Below are 24,966 nucleotides of genomic sequence, written 5' to 3' on the forward strand. Positions count from 1 at the left end.
AGGATCTTCGGTGGTCGACCTCGATTTCGGCGGCAGCCACGCCGGAGGGGACGAGACGGGCCTGGCCCGGTGGTGACTGGAGAAGGTCACCACCGGGCCAGGTCCCCACCGGCGCCACTCCGGCTGGTCGCCCAGCCGGTGCAGGGTCGTGGGCCGGATCGCCCCGACTGGCAGGTCTGGGCCGACCCCCGAAGCCGGCCCAGGCGATGCCGTGCGGCTGGCTAGCTCGCCGACCGGCGGGCGCCGGTCATCACGGGCTCGGCGTCCAGGACGCGCAGGCCCCCGCCGAAGCCCTCGGGCCCCGGCACGAGCAGCCCGTTGGACAGGGCGTTGGCCACGGCCGCCGCCCGGTCGCTGACGTGCAGCTTGGAGAAGACCCGCTGCAGGTGGGTCTTCACGGTGGTCTCGGCGACGAAGAGCCTGCGGCCGATCTCGGCGTTGGTCAGCCCCTCGGCGACCAGGCGGAGCACGTCCAGCTCGCGGCCGGAGAGCACCGAACGGCTCTCCTGCCTGCGCAGCCGCGGCATCCGGCCGGGGACGGGCAGCAGCTGCGACGGCATGGCCGCGACGCCGCTGCGGGCCTGGCGGACCGCGGAGATCAGCTCCTCCGGCGCGGCGGTCTTGAGCACGAAGCCCATCGCGCCCGCCTCCAGCGCCGCCCCGGCCCGCGCCTGGTTGTCGGAGAAGACGACGACCACGACGGGCAGGCGGGTGCGCAGGACGGCCTTGATGACCTCGATGCCGTCGACCTCGCCGAGGTCGATGTCCACCAGGACCACGTCCGGGCGCGCCGCGCAGACCTGGTCCACGACGCGGGCGCCACCACCGACGGCACCGACGAAGGCGAAGTCGGGGTGCCTGCCGAAACAGGCCCGCAACCCTTCAGCCACGACCGGGTGACGGTCGACGGCGAGCACGCGCAGCCTGGTGTCCTGCGGTTCCTCGCGCGAGCAGGTGCACGAAAGTTCGCGTGGCCGCAGGTCAGGCGGCGGAGTGTGCAGCGACATGACAGACCTTTCCACTGGCCCCCGGGACAGAGCTGACAACGTGGAATCGCAACTTGCCGCGAGTGTTGACAACTTCTGACAACCCGATCCTACTTAAGTAGGCCTCCGTCAGTCAACACGTGTGTCATCGGGATGGGCAGCGTCTTCCGCCCCGGCAACGCGCCGTTAACCTGCAAGTAGGTACGGCCGGAGTAGCCCGGACGCGTGTCGTTCGGCCAGAGTACGCCGCGGCGCCGCTTGTCAAACTGTTGACAACCCGTCCCGTACCACCGAGTCACGTTGACGGGCCCGGCTCGCCCTTTTACCCTTCTGCCCGTGAACACAGTGGGTGAGCACCACTGTGAACGGGCAGCACCATGGCGCGATGGACCTACCTTCGTAGCCACTCAGTCAGGGCCAACCATGACAGTGTGTGACAGGCGAGCGGGCGGCTCGCGGGACGGCGAGCCGGTCTCCCCAGGGGCAGGGGAGCGCCGGCTACGCGCGTGCGCGCTGATCGCGCAGGGTCTGCACGGACAACGAGGCCACCTCTTTGAGCAGCGCCGGGCGCACCTCGTCCGGATCGGCCGAGTCCAGGTGCTGCAGCAGCTCGTCCAGCGCGCTGAGCCGCCGCTCCTCCCGCCCCAGCTGGGCACTGAGCCGCACGATGGTCATCAGCGCCCGCATCTGGTCTGCGGTGTCCAGGGGTCCGGTCAGCGCGCTCTCCGCATGATCGAGAGCGCTTTCCAGCTGCCCCGAGCGAACCGCGACGGCCGCGCGCATCAGCGCGACCTGCGAGTCGACCTGGCTGTTGGCGGCCCGGCGCAGCTCGGTGACCTCTTCGAGCAGGGACTCGGGGGAGACCGGCAGCGGCAGCTCGAAGTTCAGCACCATGTAGACGGCGGTGAGCCGGACCCGGCACCACAGGTCGGTGCCGATGGCTCCCGCCGGGTGCGCCAGGGCGGCCTGGATCTGCTCGGCGGCCTGGTCCAGGAAGCCCGCCCGGGTCAGGGCGCCCGCGTAGGTCCAGTGCATGGTGACCGCGGCCTCGGTGAACGTGGAGCGGCCGCGCCAGTCCGGGACGTCCGGCGGTCCGGCGTTGACCAGCTCGATGCCCCGGGCGCACACCTGGAGCGCCTCGTCGATCCGGCGGGCCTCCGCCAGCGAGGACGCCAGCGAGACCGACGCGCGCAGGCGCAGCGGCCACGCCTGGCCCGGGGGGAATCCGGCGTTGGCCAGGCCCTCCGCCTCCAGCAACGCCTTCTGCGCCAGCTCGGCGGCCTCGCGGAAACGACCGAGGTTGCGCAGCGCGGCGGCGTTGAGCGTTTCGGTGACGACCTTGGCGGACGCGGGCAGACCCCGGTACATCGGCTCGATCGCCTCGAGCCGGTCCGCGACCTCCTGGGTGCGGCCGAGCTTGCTGGCGCACGCGGCGGCGACGTACTCGCAGAACCACCGGTCCTGCGGGTCGCGGACGTTCTCCCGCAGGGCGTCGAGCACCTCCAGCGCCGCGTCCGGCCTGCCCTCCAGGAGCAGGTCCATCACGCGGGCGCCGCCCACCATGAACTCACCACCGCTGACGCGGGTGCCGTTGTCGAGCCCGGCGAAGGACTCGGTCGGCACCCCCAGCCGCGCGGCGAGCTGTTCCACCACCTTGGGAGTCGGCGTGCGTTGCCCGGACTCCAGACGGGACAGGTAGCTGCTCGACAGCCCTTCACCGGCGAGGTCGCGTTGGGTCAGACCTCGGGAAACACGAAGAGCACGCAGTCGGTCACCGAACGTGGCAGGCAGCTCGCGTTCGGCGCTGACTCGATCGGCAGATGTCATGACAGGTAGCTACTCAAGGAGGCAGGCATGCTTGTTGCCTTTCTGATGACACTGTACGCGGGAATTCTTTCACCGCTAGACAGTGGCGTTCAATCCACCGATACCACTTCGACACTCAGCGCGCCGATGCAGCAGGTCCAGGCGCCTCCGAGTCACAAGCCATGCGACATCGCATGGCCGTTCTGCCAGCCTCCGAACCCGAAGTCCGCCGTCGCCGAACTTGCCATGGACCCGGGTGGCATCGGTAACCCCGGCGGGATCGAGTGGCCGGACTCACTCGGCACCACCCTCGCCAGCAGCAGGCCGCCGAAGACGGGGCCAGGCGTCGAGTGGCCGAACTCCTGACCGCCGGGGTCGAATAGCGCCGACATGACATGAGGGACGGGGTGCCAGCGAGGGCAGCATCCCGTCCCTTGTCATATCCGGGTCATGCCCGGGGACTGAAGAGCAGCGCGGTCAGTGCGCCTCCTCCAGCTGCTTCTCCTCCTCCGGAGGCGTCGCGGCGGCGGCCTTCTTGGCCTTGCTCTTGCGGACCAGCAGGAACACCGCGGCGGCGAGGACGACGGCGCCGAGCACGACGAAGCCGGCGGTGCTGAGCTTGTCCTCGATCTGCTTGGCGGCCTCACCGGCCATGGCGGCGATGCTGACGTGCAACGCGGCCCACGGTGCCGCGCCGCAGATCGAGGCGATCAGCAGCTTCGGGTAGGCCAGGCCCGCGGTACCGGCGGCGGCCGGGGTCAGCGAGCGGACGACGGGCAGCCACCTGGCGAAGAACACCGCCCACGCGCCGCGGCGGCGGATCAGCGCGGTGGCCTTGTCCCAGTTGTCCTGGCCCATCTTCTTGATGATCCGGGTCTCCCTGAGCTTGCCGCCGAAGCGCCTGCCGATCAGGTAACCGGTGGAGTCACCGGCGACGGCGGCCAGCGTGACGACGGCCCACATCACGATGCCGGTGCCGAGCGACTTGACGGTGCTCGCGGCGACCAGCAGCCCCACCTCGCCGGGCACGAAGATGCCGAGGCCGACGGTGGTCTCGCCGAAGGTGAAGGCCGCGGCGGCGGCGAGTACCAGCGGCTGCGGCAGCCCGGCGATGGACTCCAGGCCGTCAGTGATCAGTCCCACGGATCTACTTCCCCCAGATGCGGTGTGCGGGATCGGGTGCACGGGCCGTGATCGGCGTCCCCCGGCGGCCCAGCGGCCTACCCTATCCGGGCGATCATGGCCGCGAATCGGTATTGGGGGGTAATGTCCGTTCCGTCCGAAGATCGACGATCGGGGGGATCGGGACGGGGCAGGATCGGCAGTGCCGCTCGCGACCTACTCCCCTGACCGGCTGAATTCAAGTTCCCGGAGGTGGGAACTTGCTCCCCGTAGATCGTTTTCGGTACTGATGATGGGGACGCAGGTCACACCTGGGACCTCGCACGACAACTGACTCCCGACGCGGGTAGGGCCTGGAGGAGCCGTCATGGCAACGACCCGGTACCGCGCCGAAGCCGAGCCAGTGCTCGACGCCTTCTGCGCCGACCATGCCGATACGACGAACGACGCACGCCTGTGGCCGCCGGAGCCCGGCCGGACGCCCCGTTCGTTAACCGCGTGCCCCTCCCGGGCCGCCTTCACCCACTTCGGGTAACCCCCACACACCGCGCCCGGCCCCGAGTCCGGGTACCCCGCGGGCGGGACCCGCCGCACGAACCGCGGCGAGGCCCGCCGGCTTTGCTCACCCCAGCTCCGGGCAGCCCGCCCGGGGCACCGTCCTGGAGGCACGACAACCATGATCAACAGCCGCCGCGCGCGCACCTCGGCCGGGGAGCACGCCAGCACCGGACCGCCCGGCCCCGAGGCGGCCCAGCGGCAGTCCACGTTCGCCACCGTGCTCCGGCACGACCTGCCCGCCTCGCTGGTGGTGCTGCTGATCGCGATCCCGCTGTCGCTGGGCATCGCCGCCGCCTCCGGCGCCCCGATGATCTCCGGCCTGATCGCCGCGGTGGTCGGCGGTGTGGTCGCCGGAGCGCTGAGCGGGGCTCCGCTGCAGGTCAGCGGCCCGGCCGCCGGTCTGACAGTGATCGTCGCCGGGATGATCGCCCAGTACGGCTGGGCGGCGACGGCGTTCATCACCGTGTGCGGCGGTGCCGTGCAGCTCGTCCTGGGCATCACCCGGATGGGCAGGGCCGCCCTGTCCCTGTCCCCCGCCGTGGTGCACGGCATGCTCGCGGGCATCGGCGCGGTGATCGCGCTGAGCCAGATCCACGTCGTGCTCGGCGGTCAGGCGCAGAGCTCGGTGATCGCCAACCTGCGCGACCTGCCCGGCCAGATCGTCGGCCACCACGACGCGGCGTTCGGGATCGGCATCGTGACCTTCGCGGTGCTGCTGGTGTGGCCGAGGATTCCCAAGGTGTCGCTGATCCCCGCGCCCCTGGTCGCGGTCGCGGTCGCCACCGCGGTGTCCATCGGCTTCGGGCTCACCGTGCCCAGGGTGGACCTGCCGGACAACCCCCTCACCGGCCTGGCCCTGCCCACGCTGCCCGTGGGTGACCTCGGCGGCATCATCATCGCGATCTTCACCATCGCCGCCGTCGCCAGCGTCGAGTCGCTGCTGTCCGCGGTCGCGGTGGACAAGCTGCACTCCGGGGCGCGGGCGAACCTGGACAAGGAGCTCGTCGCGCAGGGCGCGGCCAACATGGCCTCCGGCGCGCTGGGCGGCCTGCCGGTCACCGGCGTCATCGTCCGCAGCTCCACCAACGTGGCCGCGGGCGCGCGGACCCGGGCGTCGGCGATCCTGCACGGCGTCTGGATCGCGCTGTTCGTGCTGTTCCTGGGCAGCACGCTGGAGCTGATCCCGATGGCCGCGCTGGCCTCGGTGCTGGTGCTCACCGGTATCCGCCTGGTCAGCCTCGCGCACATGCGGGAGCTGTGGCGGCACCGCGAGTTCCCGGTGTACGTGGTCACCTTCGCCGGTGTGGTGTTCTTGGACCTGGTCAAGGGCGTGCTGCTGGGCATCGCGGTGGCGCTGCTGCTGGCGCTGTGGCGGCTGACCAGGGCGACCGTGGAGGTCGTCGAGGACTCGGCCGAGGAATGGCGCGTCGTCGTGCGCGGGTCGCTGATCTTCCTGGGGGTCGCGAACCTGATCAACGAGCTGCGTCGGGTCCCGGAGGGCAGGAACGTCGTGCTGGAGCTGCACGTGGACTTCATGGACCACGCGGGCTACGAGGCGATCCACGACTGGCGCTCCGGCTACGAGCGGACCGGCGGCGCGGTTCGCGTCGACGAGGTGCACGACACCTGGTACCAGCGGGCCCGCCAGGGCAAGCCGGAGCAGCACAAGAGCCTGCCCGGCCAGCTGCCGAGGTGGTTCGCGCCGTGGTCGTACTGGCAGAACATGCACTCCGACGGCGGCGAACCGGACGCGGGCACGATCGTTCCGGAGCCGCGTCCCGGTGCCGACCCGATGATGCTCGGCATGCACGAGTTCCAGCGCAGCGCGGCGCCGCTGGTGCGGCCGTTCCTGTCGGAGCTGGCCGAGCGGGGGCAGAAGCCCAGCCAGTTCTTCATCAGCTGCGCCGACTCGCGCGTGGTGCCGAACATGATCACCAGCAGCGGTCCCGGTGACCTGTTCACCACTCGCAACGTCGGGAACCTGGTGCCGCGCAACGACATCCCGAGCATCGGCTCCTCGGTGGGCGCGTCGATCGAGTTCGCCGTCGAGGCGCTGGAGGTGCCCAACATCGTGGTCTGCGGGCACTCGCACTGCGGTGCCATGAAAGCCTCGTTGCACGGCGGGGTCCGCGAGGGCACGCACCTCGCGTCCTGGTTGCGGCACGCGGAGCCGAGCCTGGAGCGCTACCACGCCCGCGAGGACGACGGCCACGACGCCGACATGACCCCGGCGGACCGGCTGAGCGTGCTCAACGTGGTGCAGCAGCTGGAGAACCTGATGACCTACCCCTCGGTGCGCGAGGCGGTGGAGGAGGGCCGGCTGACCCTGGTCGGGCTGTACTTCGACATCTCCGACGCTCGTGTCCACGTGGTGGACCCGGAGACCGGGCGACTGTCCCCTGTGGACCCCGCGACCGTGCTCTGACCGTCCGGCAATCCGGCCCCCTTCTTCGCGAAGGGGGCCGTTTTGCTTACCTGGAAAGAAAATCCTGAATCCGGGCGGCCAGTTCGTCGGGCGCGTCCTCGGCGAGGTGGTGCCCGCTGGTGATCGGGGCGCCCTCGACGTCCTCGGCCCAGTCCCGCCACGCTTCGACCACGTCGCCGTAGAGCTCCGGCAGGTCGTCGCCGTCCGCCCAGAGCACGAGGGCCGGGCAGCGCACGCGCCTGCGCGCCGCGCGGTCGGCGTCGTCGGCGATCCGGTCGACGCCGAGCCCCGCGCGGTAGTCCTCGCACATCGCGTGCACGGTCTCCGGATCGTTGATCGCGAGTTGGAAGTCCGCGAAGTTGGCTTCCCCCATGGCTTCCGCGCGATCGTTGTAACGGGCGCGGTACCACGAGACCGGATCGGCGTTGATCACCCGCTCCGGCAGGTCCGTCTCCTGGCCGAGGAAGAACCAGTGCCACCAGCTCGCGGCGAAGCGCGCGTCGCAGCGGGCAAGAGCCTCGCCGATGGGGACCACGTCGAGCGCGACCAGCGCCGTCACGCGATCCGGGTGGTCGACGGCGAGGCGATGCGCGACGTAGCCACCCCGGTCGTGACCGACCACCGCAAACTGCTTGTGGCCCAACGCTTCCATCAGCTTCACGCAGTCGTTGGCCACGGCGCGCTTCGACTGCTGGGAGTGATCCGGCTCGGTCTGCGGCTTCGAGGACTGGCCGTACCCACGCATGTCCGGGCACACCACCGAATACCGCCGTGCCAGCAGTGGCGCGACCCTGTGCCACGTGGTGTGCGTCCTGGGATGCCCGTGCAGCAACAGGATCGGCGGCCCCGAGCCGCCGCGCCGGACGCTCAGCCGCACTTCGCCGACGTCGATCTGCTCCAGCGCGAAGCCCTCGAACATCAGCTGGCGGCCTGTTCCAGCTCGGCGGGCTCCAGGCAGTAGACCTTGTAGGCGGACCGGATGACCGGCTGCGCGACGTTGCGCACGCGCACGCCACCCGCGGTCATGCCGTGCTCGGTTCCCGCGTGGGCGTGGCCGTGGAAGGCGATGTCGGCGCGCGCCTTGTCGATCGCCTCCGCCAACAGGTAGGAACCGAGGAACGGGTAGATCTCCAGCGGTTCTCCGCGCAGGGTCTCCTTCACCGGCGAGTAGTGGGTCAGGGCCACGCGGACGTCCGCGTCGAGTTCTTCGAGCGCCTTGCCCAACTGATCCGAGACCTCGGCGGTGTGGTTGATGAACGCCTTCATCTCCTGCTCGCCGAACGCGCTCGCGCACTTGCCCGCGAAGCCGCCGCCGAAGCCCTTCACCCCGGCGATGCCGACCCGCCTGCCGTTGACGTCGAGCACGATCCCGTCGCCCTCCAGCACGGTGATCCCGGCTTCTCCGAGCACAGTGGACAGTTCTTCGCCCTGATCGCTGTGGTGGTCGTGGTTTCCGAGCACGGCGACGACCGGCACGTCCAGGCCGCCGAACTCGCGCGCCACGACCTCGGCCTCCTCCACCGTGCCGTGCTTGGTGAGGTCCCCGGCGAGCAGCAGCACGTCCGAGCAGTCGCCCAGCTCCTCCAGCGCGGGGCGGAGGTGGCCGCTGGCGTCCGGCGCGAGGTGCACGTCCCCGACCGCGGCGATCCTGATCATCGCAGCTCCTCCTGTCCGACCGGCGCCTTCGCCTCGACCACGCGGACATCGTTGTGCACCTTGAGGTTCGCGGCGATGTCGTGCACGACCTGGTCGAGCGTGCGCTTGCGCTCCTCGCTCGCCACGTCGCCGCTGAGGTAGACCTGCTCACCGCGCAGGTCCACGCGCACGCCCTGTTCGGCGGTCCGGGGATCCTCAGCCAGCGCGCGACGCAGGCGGGCCACCGCGTACTGCGGCGGCTCCTGATCGGTTGTCATGGGCTTGCCTCCCTGATTGCTGTGCGAGTTCGGCGATGCCGAGGCGGTGCGCCAACAACAGCAACGCCTCCGCGTACGGCGAGCCCGCCGTCCGGCGCGCCGCCTCGCCCCAGTCGATCTGTTCTCTCAGCGCGCGCAGGATCGGCAGCAGCACCGCGAAGTCGCAGCGGTGCTCGTCCAGCACGAGCATCTTGTCCACCACCAGATCCGTCGCGGGCGCGACCGGGGCCTTCACCGAGCCGACCCGCATCCATTCCGCGCGGGCCAGGGTCTCTTCCGTCACCGGGGACTCGACCGGCTCGTGGATGAGGTCCACCAGGTGACTTCGGTCGTAGACCTTGGTGAGCCACTGTTCCGGGGGTTCCGCGGCGCGCATCCCCGCGGCCACGAGCACGCGCACGGCGTTCGCGCTGTCCTCCGCGCGCACGAGCACGTCGACGTCGTGTTCGGACTCGGGACCGCCACGCGCCCACACCGCAATGCCTCCGGTCAGCGCGAACGGGACCTCTGCCTCGCGCAGCGCACTGACCACCCGCACCGTGGTGCGGACGAGTTCGTCGAAGTCGTCAGCCATTCGGTCACCATCACCAGCGCTCGACGCGTTCAGCGCGTTCTTCCGGCGCCTGCGAACCGTAGGAAGCCACCTGGCCGTCCGTGTGGTTGTCGCTCACCAGGACGGGATTCTCTTGTGGCGCAGGCTCTTCGTCGGCTGGAGGTTCGTCGTCGATCGTCTCGTCCAGCTCGCTGTCCGGGGTCGCCGCGCGCGGGCGCTCGGGAACCTCGTCCGGCTCGACGTCGGGACGCTCCTCCGCGAGGCGCTCGTCCAGGGGCTCGCCCTCGCGCTGCTCGTTGGGGGTCGTGCCGTGCTGGTCGACGCCGCTCCAGTGCTCCGGCGGCTCCATGCCCTCCTCCAGCGGGTCGACGCCGATGCGGTCCTCGTCCAGCTGTTCGGAGACATCTTCCCTGGGTGTGCTCATGACCTCTCGCTCCCCGCGTGCTCGAACCGGGGCAGCACGTGCGCCGCCCACGCCTTGAAGAACGCGTCCTGGTTCGGCCCGATCTGCTGCACGTAAACCTCGTCGTACCCGGCGTCGACGTATTTCCTCAGCGCGGCAACGTGTTTCTCCGGGTCCGGTCCACAGGGGACCGCCTCCCGCACGGTGTCCTCGGTGACCAGCTCCGAAGCCTGCTCGAAGTGCCGCGGCGTCGGCAGGACCTGCGCCAGCTCGCCGGGGAGGTGCTCGTTGGGCCAGAGCCGGTGCGCGGTGCGCGCGCCCTCGATCTCGGTGTCCGCCCAGCACACCTTGAACCCCGCCTGCGCGGGCAGGTCTCCGCCGCCGGACTCGCGGAAGGTGGAGATCAGCTCGCTGTCCGGGATGGTGCTCATGAAGCCGTCGCCGATGCGCCCGGCCAGTTTCGCCGATTTGGGGCCGAAAGCGGAGACGTAGATCGGAACCGGCTGCTCCGGCAACGTGTAGATGCGTGCGTTCTCCACTGTGTAGTGCTCGCCGTGGTAGCTGACCTCGTCGCCGCGGTGCAGGGCGCGGATGAGCTCGACGGACTCCTCCAGCATGCTCAGGCGGACCCCGGCGGGCGGCCAGTGGTCGCCGAGCACGTGCTCGTTGAGCGCCTCCCCGCTGCCGACGCCGAGGGTGAACCCGCCGCGGCACTGCACTGCGGCGGTCGCGGCGGCCTGGGCGACGATCGCCGGGTGCATGCGCACGGTCGGGCAGGTCACCGCAGTGGTGACGGGCAGGCTCGTGACCTCCGACAGCGCGCCGATGACCGACCACACGAACGGGCTGTGCCCCTGCTGGCCGTTCCACGGGTGGAAGTGGTCGGAGATCCACAACCGCTCGAACCCCGCGTCCTCGGCCAGCCGGGCCTGCCGGACCAGCTCGCGCGGACCGAACTCCTCGCAGGACAGGAAGTATCCGATGCTGACCATGCACTCCGGCTACCCACCTGCCGGGCGGCCAATCCCCGGTTGACCGGGGCCGGACCGGGTAGCCCGGCGGGGAGGAGGTGGGCGGAGATGGATCTGACGCAGCTGCGCGGGCTCGTCGCCGCGTCGGGCCCGTTCGCGTCCGTGTACCTGGACGACTCGCCCGTGCGCTGGCGCGAGGTGCGGGCGACGCTGGCCGAGGCGGGCGCCGACGAGGCCACGCTGTCCAGTGTGGACAGAGCGGTCGAGGACGGTCGCACCGGGCGCGCGCTGATCGCGGCGGGTGGACGGGTGCTGCTGGACCGGAGCCTGCCGGAGCCACCCGCGCAGCCGCTCGCGCGCTGGTCGGCGCTGCCGTACCTGACGCCGCTGCTGGAGCACACCGAGGCCGACCTGTCGCACGTCGTCGTGTTGGGCGAAGAGATTCTGGGATACGACGGCGGCGGCAGGTTGGTGGAGAACACCAAGCAGGACAACGCGATCGCGCTCGCCGAGACCGCGGATCGGATGGTGCGGCGGCTCGGCGCGGGGCTGCTCGTGCTCGCCGGGGAGGTCCAGGCCAGGACGGCGGTGCGCGCGGCGCTCCCGGAGCACTCGGCCGCCATCACCGAGGAGATCCCCGGCACCGATCGGTCCACTGTGGACGAAGCAGTGCACAAGCTGATGGAGCAGCGGGCGGATGCGTTGGGGCACAACGCGGTGGACCGCTTCCGGGTCGAGCTGAACCGGAAGGGCGCTGCGGCGCAGGGGCTGCACGCCGTCGCCGCGGCGCTGCGCGAGGGCCGGGTCGACACCCTGCTGCTCGACGTCGCCGCCATGGCGGACCACACGATCTGGATCGGTTCGGAGCCGACCCAGATCGCTGTCGACGAGGCGGAGCTGCGCTCGCTGGGCGTGCCCCACCTCGCCCGCGAGCGCGCCGACTCCGCGCTGGTCATGGCCGCCGTGGCGACCGGGGCACGGCTGCACCTCGTCGCCGGTGAACCGGAGCTGGCCGACGGCGTCGGCGCGCTGCTGCGGGGCTAGCGGGCGCCCAGCGGGCGCTCCTCCAGCGGGGCACCCGGCTCGGCGTCGGCGCGGAGGTGGACGAAGGAGGTGAAGCCCCACTCCTCCAGCCTGCCGAGCTGCGCGCCGAACTTGCCGCGCCGCCCGAGAACGGTGGCGGTGCGGCCCTCCTGGCGCAGCTCGCGGGCCGCCGCCATGGCCCGCGCCGTCGGCACGTCCTTCTCGAACAGCACCGCGACCGAGTCCTGGGCCGGGGCGTCGCCGAGCAGGTCCACGATCCGCTCGAAGCCGATGCTGAACCCGCAGGCCGGGACGTCCTTGCCGAGGCTGCGGCCGATGAGCTTGTCGTAGCGGCCGCCACCGGCGATGGAGGAGTTCATGCCGGGGTGCACGACCTCGAAGATCTGGCCGGTGTAGTAGCCCATGCCCCTGACCAGCGTCGGGTCGAACTCCCAGCTCACCGCGCTGGCCTCGGCCAGGCTCGCGGTGGTGGTGGCGAGGTCGGCGATGACGTCCTCGGCCAGCGTGGGCACGGCGTCGGCGAGAGCGTCGGCGATGGAGCTCGCGGGCAGCTCGCGCAGCTTCTGGATGCGCTCCAGGGCGTCGCCGACCTTGTCAGCGGGCAGGCCCTTGGCCTCCAGCTCGGTGCGGACGCCGTCCCAACCGATCTTGTCGAGCTTGTCCAGGCCGATGAAGAACGCGGGCCAGACCGCCTCGTTCAAACCGGCAGCCTGCGCGAGCGCGGCGACGAAGCGGCGGTCGGAGACGCGGACGGTGGCCCCGGTCAGCCCCACGGCGGCCAGCGCCTGGGTGGTGGCCTCGATCAGCTCGGCCTCGGCGAGCACCGACTCCTCGCCGATCATGTCGATGTCGCACTGGACGAACTGGCGGTAGCGCCCCTTCTGCGGCCGCTCCGCGCGCCACACCGGGCCGTACTGGAGGCTGCGGAACGGCGAGGGCAGCGTGGCGTGGTTGGCGCCGTAGAACCGGGTCAGCGGCACGGTGAGGTCGTAGCGCAGCGCCAGGTCGGCGAGGTCGCTGACGCGCGTACCCGGCTCGGCCTCCTCCGGAAGGCCCCTGCGCATGATCTTGAAGAGCAGCTTCTCGTTCTCGCCGCCCTGGCCGGAGGTGAGCCGGTCCAGGTTCTCCAGCGCGGGCGTCTCGATCCGCCGGTAACCGAACCGGTGGTAGACCTCGACAATCGCCGCGAGTACATGATCGCGCCGGGCGACGGTCGCCGGGAGCAGGTCGCGGGTGCCCCTCGCGGGGCTGTTGTCGATCTTCACCGTGGTCCTCTTGTAGGCGGGCTTTGACCGGCCCAAACTACCCGTCACCCGATCACGCCCGCGATCCGGTTTATTCGCTGGGCGCGCGGATTATTCGCTGGGCGCGTAGAGAAGCCGCCTGGTAGGAACCAGGCATGCCCACTGGTGAGCTGGTCCGCCTGCGCGCGTTCGAACCGTCCGAGGCCGAGGCGTTGTGGCGGTGGAACCACGACGCGGAGGTCATGCGCTGGATGGATGACGGTTACCCCGACTCCCTCGCGCAGGTGACGAAGCGGATGTCGGAGTGGAAGGCCAACTCCTACGAGAAGGTCGTGCTGGCCGTGGAGACGCTGGCCGACGCACAGCTGATCGGCGTGGTGGTGCTGCGCGACGTGCAGCCGGAGACCGGGCACGCGGAGCTGGACATCTACATCGGCGAGAAGGACCACTGGGGCTCGGGCTACGCCACCGACGCCATGCGCACGGCCTGCCGGTTCGGCTTCGAGAAGATGCGCCTGCACCGGATCACGTTGTGGGTGGTCGCGGACAACGTGGCGGCGCGGCGCGTCTACGAGAAGGCCGGCTTCGTCGAGGAGGGCCGCCAGCGCGAGTCCTTCCGCCGCGACGGGCGGTGGCACGACATGGTCATGATGGGCCTTTTGGAGGGCGAGCTACGCGGCTGAACGGGTGATGCCAGGATGACCGGCGTGTTCAACCGACTCCTCTTCATCCTGCCCGTGGCCGCGCTCCTGCTCAGCGGCTGCGGCGACAAGACCCAGCCCCCCGCCGGGGCGGCTCCTGAGACCACGAGCGCCGCGGCGCCCACGTCGAAGGCCAAGCCCGGCGTCGACGTCAAGGCCGACGTGAAGATCACCTCGTGCGCGGCGAACGCGTGGACGCAGGACGTGGTCATCGAGGTCACCAACAGCTCGGCCGAGCCGGCCAAGTACGTGGTGGGCGTCGACATCAGCGGCCCGGACGGCAAGCCGTCCAGCGAGGCTCGCTTCGTGGAGAACCGCATCGAGGCGGGCAAGACCCACACCGAGAAGATCCCCGGCGACACCCCGATCAAGGGCGCCGTCACCTGCGCGGTCGGCGAAGCTCGCCGCCTCCCCGCCCAGTAGCACGCCACTACCCCGTTTCGTACTCTTGCCGGGAAAGAGAGCGCTCCCAAATCCCGTTATGAGTACGAAACGGGGAAAGCCGGGCCGGAGTGGGCCGGTCAGTCGTTGTCGTCGCCGCCGGGGCGGAGCGACTCGTAGACCTTCTTGCACTCCGGGCACACGGGGGCGCCGGGCTTCGGGGAGCGCGTGACAGGGAACACCTCTCCGCACAGCGCCACCACGTGCGTGCCCATGACCGCGCTCTCGGCGATCTTGGATTTCCGCACGTAGTGGAACATCTTCGGGTCGTCGTCACCCGACTGGTCGGTGCTCTCGGGGCGCGTTCCGGTGTCCGGCAGCGTCTGCGTCAAGCTCACGTACACCATGATGCCTCACGGATGATGCCAACCGGACAGCAAGTTCGGATGCGCGAAGCGAGGAGGATCGGGTGGCTGACAGGCTGCGACTGGGCGACGAGGTGGCGAACGCCCTCTCCGAGGGGCGAGCGGTGGTCGCACTGGAGAGCACGCTGCTGTCGCACGGCCTGCCCGCCCCGTCCAACCTGGCGGTGGGGCGGGAGCTGGAGCGCATCGTGCGCGAGCAGGGCGCGGTCCCGGCCACGATCGCGGTCCTGGACGGCTCGGCCGTCGTCGGGCTGACCGACGCGGAGCTGCAACGCGTGTGCGACCCGGTGAACAACCTGGTCAAGCTGTCCCGGCGGGACCTGGGCCCGGCGTTCGCGCTGGGTGTGGCCGGTGCGACCACGGTCGCGAGCACCGCGGCGATCGCACACGCCGCGGGCATCGGCATGTTCGGCACGGGCGGCCTCGGCGGCGTGCACCGGGGCGCACGGGACTCCTGGGACGTCTCCGCGGACCTCGCGGTGCTGGCGGAGACACCGGTGGCGGTGGTGTGCTCCGGCGTGAAGTCGATCTTGGACATCCCGGCCACCCTGGAGCTGCTGGAGACCAGCTCGGTTCCGGTGCTCGGTTACGGAACGGACCGGTTCCCCGCCTTCTACCTGCGCGATTCCGGGCTGGACGTGCCGTGGCGGGTGGACAGCGCCAAGGACGCCGCCGCCGCGATCGACACCCACCGCGCGCACGTGCCCGGCCGCGCGGGCGTGCTGCTGGTGAACCCGATCCCGGTCGAGCACGAGATGGACCGCAACCTGCACGACCGCCTGCTCGCGGGCGGCCTGGCGAAGCTGGAGCGCGAGGACATCCGCGGCAAGGACGTCACGCCCGCGCTGCTGGAGTACTTCCACACCGCGAGCGAGGGCGTCAGCCTCACCGCCAACACCGAACTCGTGAAGTCCAACGTGCGCGTCGCCTCGGAGGTCGCCGTCGCGCTGGCGGACCGGGCATGAGACCGCGGGTGCTCGTCGTCGGCGACGCCGGGCTCGACGTGGTCGCCCGGCACCACGGGCCAGTGGTGCACGGCGGTGACGTGCGGGCCACGGTCACTCTGCAGCCGGGCGGCGCCGGGGCGAACACGTCCGCGTGGCTCGCGCACTGCGGGGCCGAGGTGGTGCTCGTCGGCCGGGTCGGCGCGGACGCGGCCGGGCGGCAGGTGACAGCCGAGCTGAACGCGGTGGGCGTGCGCTGCGCGTTCACCCTGGACCCGGTGGCGAACACGTGCTGCGTCGTGGTGCTCGTCGACGACGAGGGCCAGCGGACGATGCTGCCCGACCGCGGCGCCAACGCGCGGCTGTCGCCCGACGACCTCGACCCCGCGCTGCTCGCCGAAGTGGATCACCTGCACCTGTCCGGCTACGTGCTGCTCGACCCGTCGTCGCGGGCGGCGGGCCTGGCCGCGCTGCGCGTCGCCCGCGAGGCGGGGAAGACCACGTCGGTCGACCCCCAGGCGGCCGCGCTGATCGTCGCGGGCGGTGTTGAGTCCTTTGTGGACGACATCCGCGGGGTGGACCTGTTGCTGCCCAACACAGAAGAGCTCGTGGCGCTCACCGGTTCGAAGGAGCCGGAGGCGGCGCGCGAGCTGCTCGGCGTCGTCGGCGCGGTCGCGGTGACCGCCGGGGGCGGCGGGGCGTCGTGGGTGGACGCGGAGCGGGTCGTCTCGGTGGAGTCGCCGCGCGTGGAGTGCGTGGACTCCACCGGGGCCGGAGACGCCTTCGACGCGGGCCTGCTCAACGGCTGGCTCTCCGGACTCCCACCCGAGGAGTTCCTGCTCTCCGGCGTCCGCGCGGGAGCCACCGCCGTGCAGCACATCGGCGCCCAACCGCTCCGCCCCTGACGCGCGGTGGTCGGGGTGTCTTCAAGTACGCCCCGCCCCCTCCCCAGAGGTCTTAAACCGCCCCCAACCTCAGCGGGGTTGGGTGCGGTTAAAGACCTTCGCAAGGGGGGTCGGGGGGACTTGAAGACGCCCCAACCGACGCTGGGAGCGAGGTCAGCCGTCGATGACGGGGTGCTCGCGGGACTCGATGCGTCGGGTCGTCGACGGCGCCTGGTAGCGGTTGGCCTCCTCGGCCTTGCGCGGCGGGCGGTCGTTGGCGATGAGCACGGCCATCCACGGCAGCGGCACGGAGATCGCCACGAAGGCGAGCGCCAGCCACCACGTCTGGTAGAACACCCCGGCCAGGATCAGGCACGGGATGCGCATGGACATCATCAGCAGGTACCTGCGCTTGCGCGCGGCGAACTGATCTTCGTACGACGGAGCGGCCTCGGTGATCAGGACCGGGGTGTCGTCCCGTTGGGAACCGTTCACGTCCCACCTCCACACCCCATACTTCCACCGTCGGAGTGCGGTGAACACAACGAGGGGTCGTGATGGTCGCCTTGGATCGCCTCGTCGACGTGCTCGGCGGAGTCGGAGCGGTGTTGTGCGCGGCGCCCCGGGGCCGGGACGTCGACCTGCGCGGGGTCGCGCTGCACGACCCCACCGAGGAGTACCCCACCGCGCCCAGTGACGTGCTGCTCGGTTTGGGTACGAAAACCGTCGCGGCGGCGGTGCGGCTGATCGGCACGACCAACGCCGCGGTGCTCGTGCTGCACGGCCGCCAGCCGCTGGACGAGCGGATCTCCGCCGCCGCGCGCAAGGCCGGGGTCGCGGTACTGCTGGTGGACCCCGAGGTGCCGTGGAGCCACCTCGCGGGCGTCGTGCACACCCTCGTGCTCGGCGGGACCTCGGCGAGCCGTGAACATCCCGGCGACCTGTTCGCGGTGGCCGACGCGATCGCGGCGGTGGTCGGCGGGCCGGTGACGATCGAGGACCAGCAGTCGCGCGTGCTGGCGTACTCCGGCCGCCAGGAAGCGGTTGACGCGGCGCGGGTGCAGACGATCCTCGGCCGCAGGGTTCCGCCCGACGTCCTCAAAGCCCTGGAGGAACGGGGTGTGTTCAAGCACCTCTCGGTCTCCGATGAGCCGCTTGTGGTGCCGTCGCTGATCCCCAGCCTCGGCGCCCGGCTGGTCGTGGCGATCCGCGCCGGGCGCGAGCTGCTGGGGTCGGTGTGGGTGGAGGCGGAGCCGCCGATCTCGCCGCAGCGCTTGGCGGGGTTGGTGGACGGCGCCCGGACCGCGGCGCTGCACCTGCTGCGGGCGCGGGCCAGCTCCGACCTGGAGCGGCGCGGGGAGAGCGATCTGGTGCTGCGCCTGGTGGAGGGCGATGCCGACGCCCCCGCGGTGCTCGCCCGCCTCGGCCTGCCCACGACCGGGCTGCGGGTGATCGCGCTGCGCGCCGACGCCGGGGACGCCGAGCACGGGGCCGCCTTGCTGGCGTTCGAGCGCGCCACGGCCGGGTTCGGCTGGTCCCGTCCTGGCCGGAGTGCGTTGCTGGGCAACGTTCTCTACACCGTGCTGCCCTGTGGCGAGAACACCGATACGGCGCGGGATTGGGTGCGCGCGCTGTCCACGGAGCTGCCGTCCGAGGTCGTGCTGCACGCGGGCATCGGCGGTGCGGCAACGACCGCGGAGCTGCCTTCGAGTCGTCACGAAGCCGATGAATGCCTTGCGGTGTCAGCGGTTCTGCCATCGGCAGGCACCACGGTCTCCTACGACGAGGCGTGGTCGCAGGTGCTGTTGCTGCGCTTGGCCGCGGTGGCGGAGTCGGGGCGCCTGCCGTCGCGCGGCCCGGTCGCGGAACTGCTGCGGCAGGACGAGGAGAACGGCACCGCCTACGCGGAGACGCTGCGCGCGTGGCTGGCCGCCCAGGGTGATGTGCGGGCGGCGGCGCAGCGCCTCGCCGTGCACCCGAACACCCTGCGCTACCGGCTCCGCAAGATCGAACAGCTGACCCCGGTGCGGCTGGACGACCCCGAGCAGCGGCTCGCGCTGGCCATCGCGCTGACCGCGACGACGTTGTTCTGAGCGAACAAACCGGTCCGCGATATTTGTCCGGAACTGCCAGTGCCTTCGGTGTTTTCCCAGCTCATAGTTCCTCACATCGGACAACACGTGAGGGAGGCCACCGTGACCGCAGCTGGACAGCCGCGCACCGCCGTCGTCGTCGGCGGGGGCATCGTCGGCCTCTCCGTCGCCTGGTTCCTCCAGGAGCACGGCGTCGAGGTGACCGTGGTCGAGCGGGCCGAGATCGGCGCGGGCGCGTCGTGGGGCAACGCGGGCTGGATCTCCCCCGGCCTGGCGATCCCGCTGCCGGAGCCGAGCGTGCTCCGCTACGGCTTCCGCTCGCTGATGGACCCGGACGCGCCGCTGTACGTGCCGACCAAGCCGGACCCGAAGCTGTGGGCGTTCCTCACCCGCTTCGCCGCGCACTGCACGATGCCCCAGTGGCGCAAGGCGATGCGGCACTACCTGCCGGTCAACGCGGGCGCGCTGGACGCCTTCGACCTGCTCACCAGCAACGGTGTCTCCGCCAAGACGATCGACGCCCCGATCATGGCCGCCTTCGAGCGCGCCGAGCAGGCCGCCGACCTCCGGCACGAGCTGGAGCTGATCAACCAGGCGGGCCAGGAGATCAAGTTCACCGAGCTCTCCGGCGCCGAGGTGCGCAAGGCGGTGCCGCAGGTCAGCGGCAACGTGGAGCTGGCGCTGCGGCTGGACGGCCAGCGCTACATCGACCCGGGCGCCTTCACCCAGGCGCTGGCCGACGCGGTGCGCGAGCGCGGGGCTGAGATCCGCACCGGCTTCACCGCCCGCACCCTGCGCCACGGCCCGAAGGGCGTCACCGTGGAGGCGTTCGCCGGTGACCCCGTGCACGCCGACACCGTGGTGCTGGCCACCGGTTCCTGGCTGGACGAGCTGGCCAGGCCGCTCGGCGTGAAGATGCCGGTGCGCGCGGGCCGCGGCTACTCCTTCAGCGTGCCGGTGGCCGAGGACGTGCCGTGCCCGGTGTACTTCCCGGCCGTGCGCGTGGCGTGCACGCCGTACCAGGGGCGGCTGCGGGTGGCCGGGACCATGGAGTTCCGCCACGCCGACGCCCCGCTGGACCCGCGCCGGGTGACCTCGATCGTCAACTCCGCGCGCAAGCTGCTCACCGGCGTCGACTGGACCGAGCGCGCGGAGACCTGGGTCGGCCCGCGCCCGGTCACCCCGGACGGCCTGCCGCTGATCGGTGAGACCAAGGTGCCCGGCGTGTACGTCGCGGGTGGGCACGGCATGTGGGGCGTGACCCTGGGCCCGCTGACCGGTCAGCTGCTCGCCGAGCAGATGGTGACCGGCAAGGCCCCGGCCGCGCTGCACCCCTTCGACCCGCACCGAGGTGGCCTTCGCAACCTCGTGCGTCGTTCGGCCTGACGGCAGGGGTCAGACCGAACGGAGCGAGGTGACCGGCGGGTTCGCCGGTCACCTCTTCCGTCTCGTCACCCCGGGGGCGCTGCCTTCCCCCGGGGTGACGTTTTTCGCACCCGGGTCAGGGGCCGGTGAGCAGGCGGTCGACGGAGACGGTGACCGGAGTTCCGCCGCGCAGAGCGATCGTGACCTCGCGGGTGCTCAGGTCGGCGACGAAGGAGCACAGGGTGGCCGACTGGTCGCCGGGCACCGGGTCGCGGTAGACCCCGCGCGGCGTCGGCCGGGTGAGGACGTCGAGGAACCACTCCGCGTCGGGATCGGTCTTCGGCAGCGGAAGTCGGGTGAGTGCCTGAGCCCTGGCCACGCTCGACGCGCTGGCCCGGTCCGGCTGCTCGGTCAGGTACCTCAGGTGGTTGGTGTGCCAGGCCCACGGTTTGGTGGCGTCCGGCTCGTGCATCGCGATGTCGCCGCTGCCGCTCTCCACCTGGAGCAGCCGCCCGGTCTCCAGATCGCCCACGTTGTAGGCGAAACCACCCGCGCTCGGGTTCCGGCCCAGGAAGCGCACCACGTCCTCGACCCCGCGCACGCCGTGCAGGGCGCGGGCGACGAAGTGCCTGCCGATCCCGGGCTTCGGCCGCACCAGCGGGATGTGGTCGAGCCCCAGCACCATGCCGAGACCGGTCACCACGAACGCGTTGCCTGGCAGGAAACCCGGGTACCACAGGGCGGTGACGGCGGGCTCGTCCTCCAGGAGCAGGGTGAGCAGCACCAACTGCTCCTCCTGGCCCGCGGCGCCGTCCTCGTTGTGGGCGAGCACCGAACGCCGCCCCCGCCACAGCACGTCCGAGCACCCCGCGGTGATGACCTCGTTGGGCACATCACCGCGCAGGTTGGCCAATAAGAGGGTGCGCAGCGGTATGTCCGCGCCCTTGGCCAGCTCGGTCAGCTCCGCGTACTCCCGTGGCGTTCCGCGCTCGGTCAGCCGGATGAGCTCGCTCAGCTCCTGGGCCCCCGCCCTGGTCGCCTCGTAGCGGCGCATCCCGGCCAGTTCGGCCATGCCGAGCACGAGCGCCCGCACCCGATCCGCGAACTCCGCGCCCAGCGCCCTGAAGGCCGCATGCCGTTCGCCTCGCACCACCACCCACGGCATGCCGCCCAGCTCGTGGTGGTCGATCCGCACCGTCATGCGTGTTGCCCCCTCGTGTCGGTTGAGCCCCGTCTCCCCTGTCGTCGCGGAGGGCTCCGTTGTAACCATGAAAAGATCGGCGGAATGAGAGCTGTGGTGACCCGGGTCACTCGGGCACGCGTGACGGTAGGCGATGAGGTGGTCGGCGCGATCGACGAGCCGGGACTGCTGGTGCTACTGGGAGTCACGCACACCGACGGTGCGCGACAGGCGGCGACCATGGCGCGCAAGCTGTTCGAGCTGAGGATTCTGCGTGACGAGCAGTCGTGCGCGACCACCGGGGCGCCACTGCTGGTGGTGAGTCAGTTCACGCTCTACGGCGACACGCGCAAAGGCCGCCGTCCTTCGTGGACCGCGGCCGCGCGTCCGGAACACGCGGAACCCTTGGTACAGGCCGTAACTGAGGATCTTCTCAGCCGCGGCGCGCGCGTGGCGACCGGGCGTTTCCGCGCCGCCATGGCCGTGGAGAGCGTGAATGACGGCCCGTTCACCGTCACGGTCGAGGTCTGAGCGCGTCCTGAGAAAGGCGCGACGTTCTCTCAGACAATCCTCAGGGTCGGCTGGGCAACCGCGTGACTCCATGTGACGTCTTGCTAATTGTGAGACACGGGAACGAAAACGAGTTCGTGCTCGTTCTGAAAGTGTCCAGCCGAGACAGCGCGGATACCCCAGGGGGGACCCGACCTGCCGAGGCTCGCCGCGCAAGGGAGCGCAGGCGCTGCGTCACGCCGCGCAGTGCACAACGGCGTTTCACGCCAGCAGCCACCGACCGGGGAGGAAGCCCGATGACCGTCCCGCAGACCGTAACCGAACTGAACGCGCCCGCCGAGATCGACCTCGACGCGCAGGGACCGGCAGCCGACCTGGTCCGGGTCTACCTCAACGGTATCGGCAAGACCGCGCTGCTCACCGCCGCCGACGAGGTCGAGCTGGCCAAGCGGATCGAGGCGGGCGTCTTCGCCCAGAACCTGCTGGAGACCGCGAAGTCCCTTGCGCCGCAGCGCAAGGCGGACCTCAAGGCGCTCGTCCGGGACGGCCACCGCGCCAAGAACCACCTGCTGGAGGCCAACCTCCGCCTGGTGGTCTCGCTGGCCAAGCGCTACACCGGCCGCGGCATGCCGCTGCTGGACCTCATCCAGGAGGGCAACCTCGGGCTGATCCGCGCGGTGGAGAAGTTCGACTACACCAAGGGTTTCAAGTTCTCCACCTACGCCACGTGGTGGATCCGCCAGGCGATCACCAGGGGCATGGCGGACCAGGGCCGCACCATCCGGCTCCCGGTCCACCTGGTGGAGCAGGTGAACAAGCTCGCCAGGATCAAGCGCGACCTGCACCAGCAGCTCGGCCGGGAGGCCACGCACGAGGAGCTGGCCGCCGAGTCCGGCCTGCCGGAGGGCAAGATCTCCGACCTGCTCGACCACGCGCGCGACCCGGTGAGCCTGGACATGCCGGTGGGCACCGAGGAGGACGCCCCGCTCGGCGACTTCATCGAGGACTCCGAGGCCACCGACGCGGAGAGCGCGGTCATCTCCACGCTGCTGCAGGCCGACCTGCGCCGCGTTCTGTCCACTTTGGACGATCGCGAGCAGCACGTGATCCGGTTGCGCTACGGCCTCGACGACGGTCAGCCCAAGACCCTGGACCAGATCGGCAGGCTGTTCGGCCTGTCCCGGGAGCGGGTCCGGCAGATCGAGCGCGAGGTCATGTCGAAGCTGCGCCAGGGCGAGCGCGCCGAGAAGCTGCGCGCGTACGCCAGCTAGCCCCTCTCTTCCGCCACCTCATCGCCGACCGGGTAGGGCAGTCTTCAAGTACCCCCAACCCCGGTCCCCGCGACCGCCAACCGCCCCCAACCCGGCCCGCACGCCGAGGTTGGTGGCGGTTGGCGACGGTATTGGTGGGGGTCGGAGGTACTTGAAGACGCACCAACTCCACCCCAACGGCAGCGTTGACGTGTGATGTGAATCACGGCAAAGTCAACGATTGCCCCGACGGCAAGCTCAGCGGACGAACGCGCTGCGGTTCGGGCGTTCGCACACCCCGGGAGGTCGGACCCGTCGGGGGCGGGTCCGGCCTTCCGACTCGGCGACGCGTGCTCGCAAAAAGCGCTCACCCGCGTCGGTCGTGATGACTTCGGGGAGCGACTCCCCCGAGCCCCCTACGGTGCGAACTCCTCTCGAACCAGCCTGGTCGCGGTTCGGTGATGACCGGCGTTCGGTCGGTTTCGTGCTCTTGGTGGTCCTGCTCGGCACCTCAGCCGAGGAGGCGGGTGGTCAGGCGGGTGATGGTGATGGGGCTCAGGCCGTGCTCGTCCAGCCAGCCGCGGGCGCCGTCGGGATGTGCGTCCAAGCGGTCGAGGACCGCCTCCATGGCGCGGGCCGGGGCCTCGAAGAGATGCCTGATGGGCTCGAAGTCCACGCCCTCGGGCAGCAGCACGCCGCCGGTCATCCGCGCGATGACGCGCTCCATGTTGGCCTGCGTGCGCACGTAGTCCGCGACGATCGCCTCGCGGGTCACGCCGACCGCAGACAGGGCGAGCGCGACGGCCACGCCGGTGCGGTCCTTGCCGGCGGCGCAGTGCACGAGCGCCGGACCGTCTGCCACCGCCACCAGCCGCAGCACCTCGACGAACTCGGCCGACGACGCCTTGAGCATGCCGACGTAGACCGCCGCGAGGTCCTTGTCCGCGGGCGCGGCCGGGGTCGAGGGCTCGTTCAGCTCCGCGACGACCGCTTCGAGCAGCGGGATGCGGCGGACGACGGTGTCCGGTCCGGCAAGGGGGTGCGCGGCGCCGGAATGCTCCGCGGTAGCCCTGAGATCGATCACCAGAGCCGGTGGCCAGCTCGGCAGGTCCGGGCCCCTGTCGCCCTCGTGCGGCGCGTCGGAGCGGTAGAGCACGCCCGCTCGCGTGGTGCGTCCGTCCGCAGTCGGCAGACCACCCACGTCCCTGGCGTTCGCCAGCTCAGTCATCCACTCACCCTTTCCCGCTGGAGGCGCGGACGATCAGCTTCGCAGGGACGCGCGCCCGGCGCGGGCGCTCCCCGTGCTGATCCATGACAGCAGCGACCGGCCCGCCAGCTCCCCCGCACTTCGCCCGGCGAAGCGAGCGCGAACGGTTTCGAGGTCGCCGCAATCGCCGCCCGCGACCACACGCGTGCGCAGGACTATGCGCGAAAGCACGGAATTGCCAAGGCGCACAAGGACTACGCGGCATTGGTCGAGGACGGTTCGCTCGACCCGGTGTACATCGCACGGCCGCCCTCCGCGCACGCCGAGTGGTCCATCGCCGCACTGCGCGCAGGCCGGAACGTGTTGGTGGAGAAGCCTTTCGCCGCCAACACGGACCAAGTTGAAGCGATGGTGGCCGCGGCCGGGGACCCGTGTGCTGATCGACCTCGTCGCGGGGCTCGGCACGATCCACACCATCGAGGCCGTGTCGAACGTGCCGATCCCCGACCGCACCGACATCCGACACCTGATCCGCACGCTGACCGGTACCGAGCCGGATGTGGTGCGGGCTGAGGCGGTTCAGGAGGTGCCCGGCGTGGATCTTGCCATGGCGGCAACACTCACCCTGCCGAGTGGAACGACCGAAGTCCGGTGCTCGATGGCGGCGGGACCGGAGATCACCCTGACCGTCGTCGGCGAGCGCGGGCGGCTGCGCGTCACCAACCCGACGATGCCCCACGCAGGTGCGCTGATCAGGCTCAACGGCGCCGATCCGGAGCCGGTGGACCGGCTGCCGACGACCTTCGACCGCCAGCTCGCCGCCTTCGCCGAAACCGTGCGCGGGGGCGCCGCTTCGGTCACCGGCGGGGCCGACGCCGTGGCCAACATGCGGGTCATCGACCGGATCTACCAGGTCAGCGGGATGGCACCGCGAGGCTGAGAAGGATCACACCCCGGTCACGACGGGGCTGTCGGCCCGTAGAGGTAACGTCCCTCGCGTA

26 protein-coding genes and 1 pseudogene are annotated in these 24,966 nt (G+C 71.0%); 13 read left to right on the plus strand and 14 right to left on the minus strand.

Annotated elements, in window-relative coordinates:
* Positions 1-221: 221 nt before the first annotated feature.
* Positions 222-1,007: a response regulator transcription factor gene (locus NLX83_RS20180; protein ID WP_254236629.1), complete on the minus strand. Its 786-nt coding sequence runs from the start codon at positions 1,005-1,007 to the stop codon at positions 222-224.
* Positions 1,008-1,484: 477 nt separating this feature from the next.
* Entirely contained in the window at positions 1,485-2,813 is a 1,329-nt protein-coding gene (locus tag NLX83_RS20185) for a helix-turn-helix domain-containing protein (RefSeq protein WP_254236630.1), read from the minus strand.
* Positions 2,814-2,840: 27 nt separating this feature from the next.
* Between NLX83_RS20185 and NLX83_RS20190 the strand changes: the two genes are divergently transcribed.
* A complete protein-coding gene (locus tag NLX83_RS20190) occupies positions 2,841-3,158 on the plus strand; it encodes a hypothetical protein (RefSeq protein ID WP_254236631.1) in 318 nt (105 codons plus the stop codon).
* A 111-nt stretch (positions 3,159-3,269) separates the two neighbouring features.
* Here NLX83_RS20190 and NLX83_RS20195 read toward each other — a convergent pair whose 3' ends face one another.
* Complete coding sequence (locus NLX83_RS20195) at positions 3,270-3,935, minus strand: DedA family protein (protein ID WP_254236632.1); 666 nt, start codon at positions 3,933-3,935, stop codon at positions 3,270-3,272.
* 655 nt (positions 3,936-4,590) lie between these two features.
* Here NLX83_RS20195 and NLX83_RS20200 point away from each other — a divergent pair.
* Positions 4,591-6,897 carry a SulP family inorganic anion transporter gene (locus NLX83_RS20200; RefSeq protein WP_254236633.1) on the plus strand — a complete coding sequence of 769 codons (2,307 nt, stop codon included), beginning with the start codon at positions 4,591-4,593 and terminating at the stop codon, positions 6,895-6,897.
* A 46-nt stretch (positions 6,898-6,943) separates the two neighbouring features.
* Here the strand turns inward: NLX83_RS20200 and NLX83_RS20205 are convergent, their stop codons facing one another.
* Genes NLX83_RS20205 through NLX83_RS20230 form a run of 6 tightly spaced genes read right to left on the minus strand, consistent with a single transcriptional unit; the run spans position 6,944 to position 10,758 of the window.
* Positions 6,944-7,816 (minus strand): alpha/beta fold hydrolase, encoded by an 873-nt coding sequence (locus NLX83_RS20205; protein ID WP_254236634.1) that lies wholly within the window; start codon positions 7,814-7,816, stop codon positions 6,944-6,946.
* Positions 7,816-8,553 (minus strand): metallophosphoesterase family protein, encoded by a 738-nt coding sequence (locus NLX83_RS20210; protein WP_254236635.1) that lies wholly within the window; start codon positions 8,551-8,553, stop codon positions 7,816-7,818. Before NLX83_RS20210 ends, NLX83_RS20205 begins: the two co-directional genes overlap by 1 nt.
* Positions 8,550-8,810, minus strand: coding sequence for a BON domain-containing protein (locus NLX83_RS20215; protein ID WP_254236636.1), 261 nt, complete (start codon positions 8,808-8,810; stop codon positions 8,550-8,552). Before NLX83_RS20215 ends, NLX83_RS20210 begins: the two co-directional genes overlap by 4 nt.
* Complete coding sequence (locus NLX83_RS20220; RefSeq protein ID WP_254236637.1) at positions 8,749-9,384, minus strand: nucleotidyltransferase family protein; 636 nt, start codon at positions 9,382-9,384, stop codon at positions 8,749-8,751. Before NLX83_RS20220 ends, NLX83_RS20215 begins: the two co-directional genes overlap by 62 nt.
* Before the next feature lie 10 nt (positions 9,385-9,394).
* A complete protein-coding gene (locus NLX83_RS20225; RefSeq protein ID WP_254236638.1) occupies positions 9,395-9,787 on the minus strand; it encodes a hypothetical protein in 393 nt (130 codons plus the stop codon).
* Positions 9,784-10,758 carry a TIGR03557 family F420-dependent LLM class oxidoreductase gene (locus NLX83_RS20230; protein WP_254236639.1) on the minus strand — a complete coding sequence of 325 codons (975 nt, stop codon included), beginning with the start codon at positions 10,756-10,758 and terminating at the stop codon, positions 9,784-9,786. Before NLX83_RS20230 ends, NLX83_RS20225 begins: the two co-directional genes overlap by 4 nt.
* Before the next feature lie 87 nt (positions 10,759-10,845).
* Between NLX83_RS20230 and NLX83_RS20235 the strand changes: the two genes are divergently transcribed.
* On the plus strand, positions 10,846-11,781 hold the full coding sequence (locus tag NLX83_RS20235; protein WP_254236640.1) for a baeRF2 domain-containing protein: 936 nt from the start codon (positions 10,846-10,848) through the stop codon (positions 11,779-11,781).
* Here NLX83_RS20235 and hisS read toward each other — a convergent pair.
* Entirely contained in the window at positions 11,778-13,046 is a 1,269-nt protein-coding gene (gene hisS, locus NLX83_RS20240; protein ID WP_254236641.1) for a histidine--tRNA ligase, read from the minus strand. The two genes, NLX83_RS20235 and hisS, sit on opposite strands and share 4 nt — an antisense overlap.
* Positions 13,047-13,180: 134 nt before the next feature.
* Between hisS and NLX83_RS20245 the strand changes: the two genes are divergently transcribed.
* Positions 13,181-13,708 (plus strand): GNAT family N-acetyltransferase, encoded by a 528-nt coding sequence (locus tag NLX83_RS20245; protein ID WP_254236642.1) that lies wholly within the window; start codon positions 13,181-13,183, stop codon positions 13,706-13,708.
* A 24-nt stretch (positions 13,709-13,732) separates the two neighbouring features.
* The gene (locus NLX83_RS20250; RefSeq protein WP_254236643.1) at positions 13,733-14,149 is read left to right on the plus strand and encodes a hypothetical protein; all 417 of its coding nucleotides are present in this window, start codon (positions 13,733-13,735) and stop codon (positions 14,147-14,149) included.
* A 98-nt stretch (positions 14,150-14,247) separates the two neighbouring features.
* On the opposite strand, the gene NLX83_RS20255 is transcribed toward NLX83_RS20250, so the two are convergent.
* Entirely contained in the window at positions 14,248-14,514 is a 267-nt protein-coding gene (locus NLX83_RS20255) for a DUF3039 domain-containing protein (RefSeq protein ID WP_254236644.1), read from the minus strand.
* A 62-nt stretch (positions 14,515-14,576) separates the two neighbouring features.
* Here NLX83_RS20255 and NLX83_RS20260 point away from each other — a divergent pair, with 62 nt between their 5' ends.
* Both NLX83_RS20260 and NLX83_RS20265 read left to right on the plus strand, forming a co-directional pair.
* Complete coding sequence (locus tag NLX83_RS20260; protein ID WP_254236645.1) at positions 14,577-15,497, plus strand: pseudouridine-5'-phosphate glycosidase; 921 nt, start codon at positions 14,577-14,579, stop codon at positions 15,495-15,497.
* Positions 15,494-16,381 carry a carbohydrate kinase family protein gene (locus NLX83_RS20265; RefSeq protein WP_254236646.1) on the plus strand — a complete coding sequence of 296 codons (888 nt, stop codon included), beginning with the start codon at positions 15,494-15,496 and terminating at the stop codon, positions 16,379-16,381. Before NLX83_RS20260 ends, NLX83_RS20265 begins: the two co-directional genes overlap by 4 nt.
* A gap of 153 nt (positions 16,382-16,534) precedes the next feature.
* Here NLX83_RS20265 and NLX83_RS20270 read toward each other — a convergent pair whose 3' ends face one another.
* Positions 16,535-16,855, minus strand: coding sequence for a DUF3099 domain-containing protein (locus tag NLX83_RS20270; protein ID WP_254236647.1), 321 nt, complete (start codon positions 16,853-16,855; stop codon positions 16,535-16,537).
* 62 nt (positions 16,856-16,917) lie between these two features.
* Between NLX83_RS20270 and NLX83_RS20275 the strand changes: the two genes are divergently transcribed.
* Together NLX83_RS20275 and NLX83_RS20280 are read left to right on the plus strand one after the other, a co-directional pair.
* The gene (locus NLX83_RS20275) at positions 16,918-18,453 is read left to right on the plus strand and encodes a PucR family transcriptional regulator (RefSeq protein ID WP_254236648.1); all 1,536 of its coding nucleotides are present in this window, start codon (positions 16,918-16,920) and stop codon (positions 18,451-18,453) included.
* Between the two features lie 102 nt (positions 18,454-18,555).
* A complete protein-coding gene (locus NLX83_RS20280; RefSeq protein WP_254236649.1) occupies positions 18,556-19,839 on the plus strand; it encodes an NAD(P)/FAD-dependent oxidoreductase in 1,284 nt (427 codons plus the stop codon).
* Positions 19,840-19,954: 115 nt separating this feature from the next.
* On the opposite strand, the gene NLX83_RS20285 is transcribed toward NLX83_RS20280, so the two are convergent.
* Positions 19,955-21,019, minus strand: coding sequence for a C45 family autoproteolytic acyltransferase/hydolase (locus tag NLX83_RS20285; RefSeq protein ID WP_254236650.1), 1,065 nt, complete (start codon positions 21,017-21,019; stop codon positions 19,955-19,957).
* 84 nt (positions 21,020-21,103) lie between these two features.
* Between NLX83_RS20285 and dtd the strand changes: the two genes are divergently transcribed.
* Both dtd and NLX83_RS20295 read left to right on the plus strand, forming a co-directional pair.
* A complete protein-coding gene (gene dtd, locus NLX83_RS20290; protein WP_254236651.1) occupies positions 21,104-21,529 on the plus strand; it encodes a D-aminoacyl-tRNA deacylase in 426 nt (141 codons plus the stop codon).
* A gap of 275 nt (positions 21,530-21,804) precedes the next feature.
* Positions 21,805-22,779 (plus strand): sigma-70 family RNA polymerase sigma factor, encoded by a 975-nt coding sequence (locus tag NLX83_RS20295; RefSeq protein WP_254236652.1) that lies wholly within the window; start codon positions 21,805-21,807, stop codon positions 22,777-22,779.
* A gap of 490 nt (positions 22,780-23,269) precedes the next feature.
* Here the strand turns inward: NLX83_RS20295 and NLX83_RS20300 are convergent, their stop codons facing one another.
* Entirely contained in the window at positions 23,270-23,986 is a 717-nt protein-coding gene (locus tag NLX83_RS20300; protein WP_254236653.1) for a tyrosine-protein phosphatase, read from the minus strand.
* Positions 23,987-24,148: 162 nt separating this feature from the next.
* Between NLX83_RS20300 and NLX83_RS42270 the strand changes: the two are divergent.
* A pseudogene (locus NLX83_RS42270) lies at positions 24,149-24,328 on the plus strand (Gfo/Idh/MocA family oxidoreductase); the annotation flags it as partial.
* 70 nt (positions 24,329-24,398) lie between these two features.
* On the plus strand, positions 24,399-24,905 hold the full coding sequence (locus tag NLX83_RS20310; RefSeq protein ID WP_254236655.1) for a hypothetical protein: 507 nt from the start codon (positions 24,399-24,401) through the stop codon (positions 24,903-24,905).
* Positions 24,906-24,966 lie beyond the last annotated feature (61 nt).

The organism is Allokutzneria sp. A3M-2-11 16, from assembly GCF_024213555.1.
Classification (GTDB): domain Bacteria; phylum Actinomycetota; class Actinomycetes; order Mycobacteriales; family Pseudonocardiaceae; genus Allokutzneria.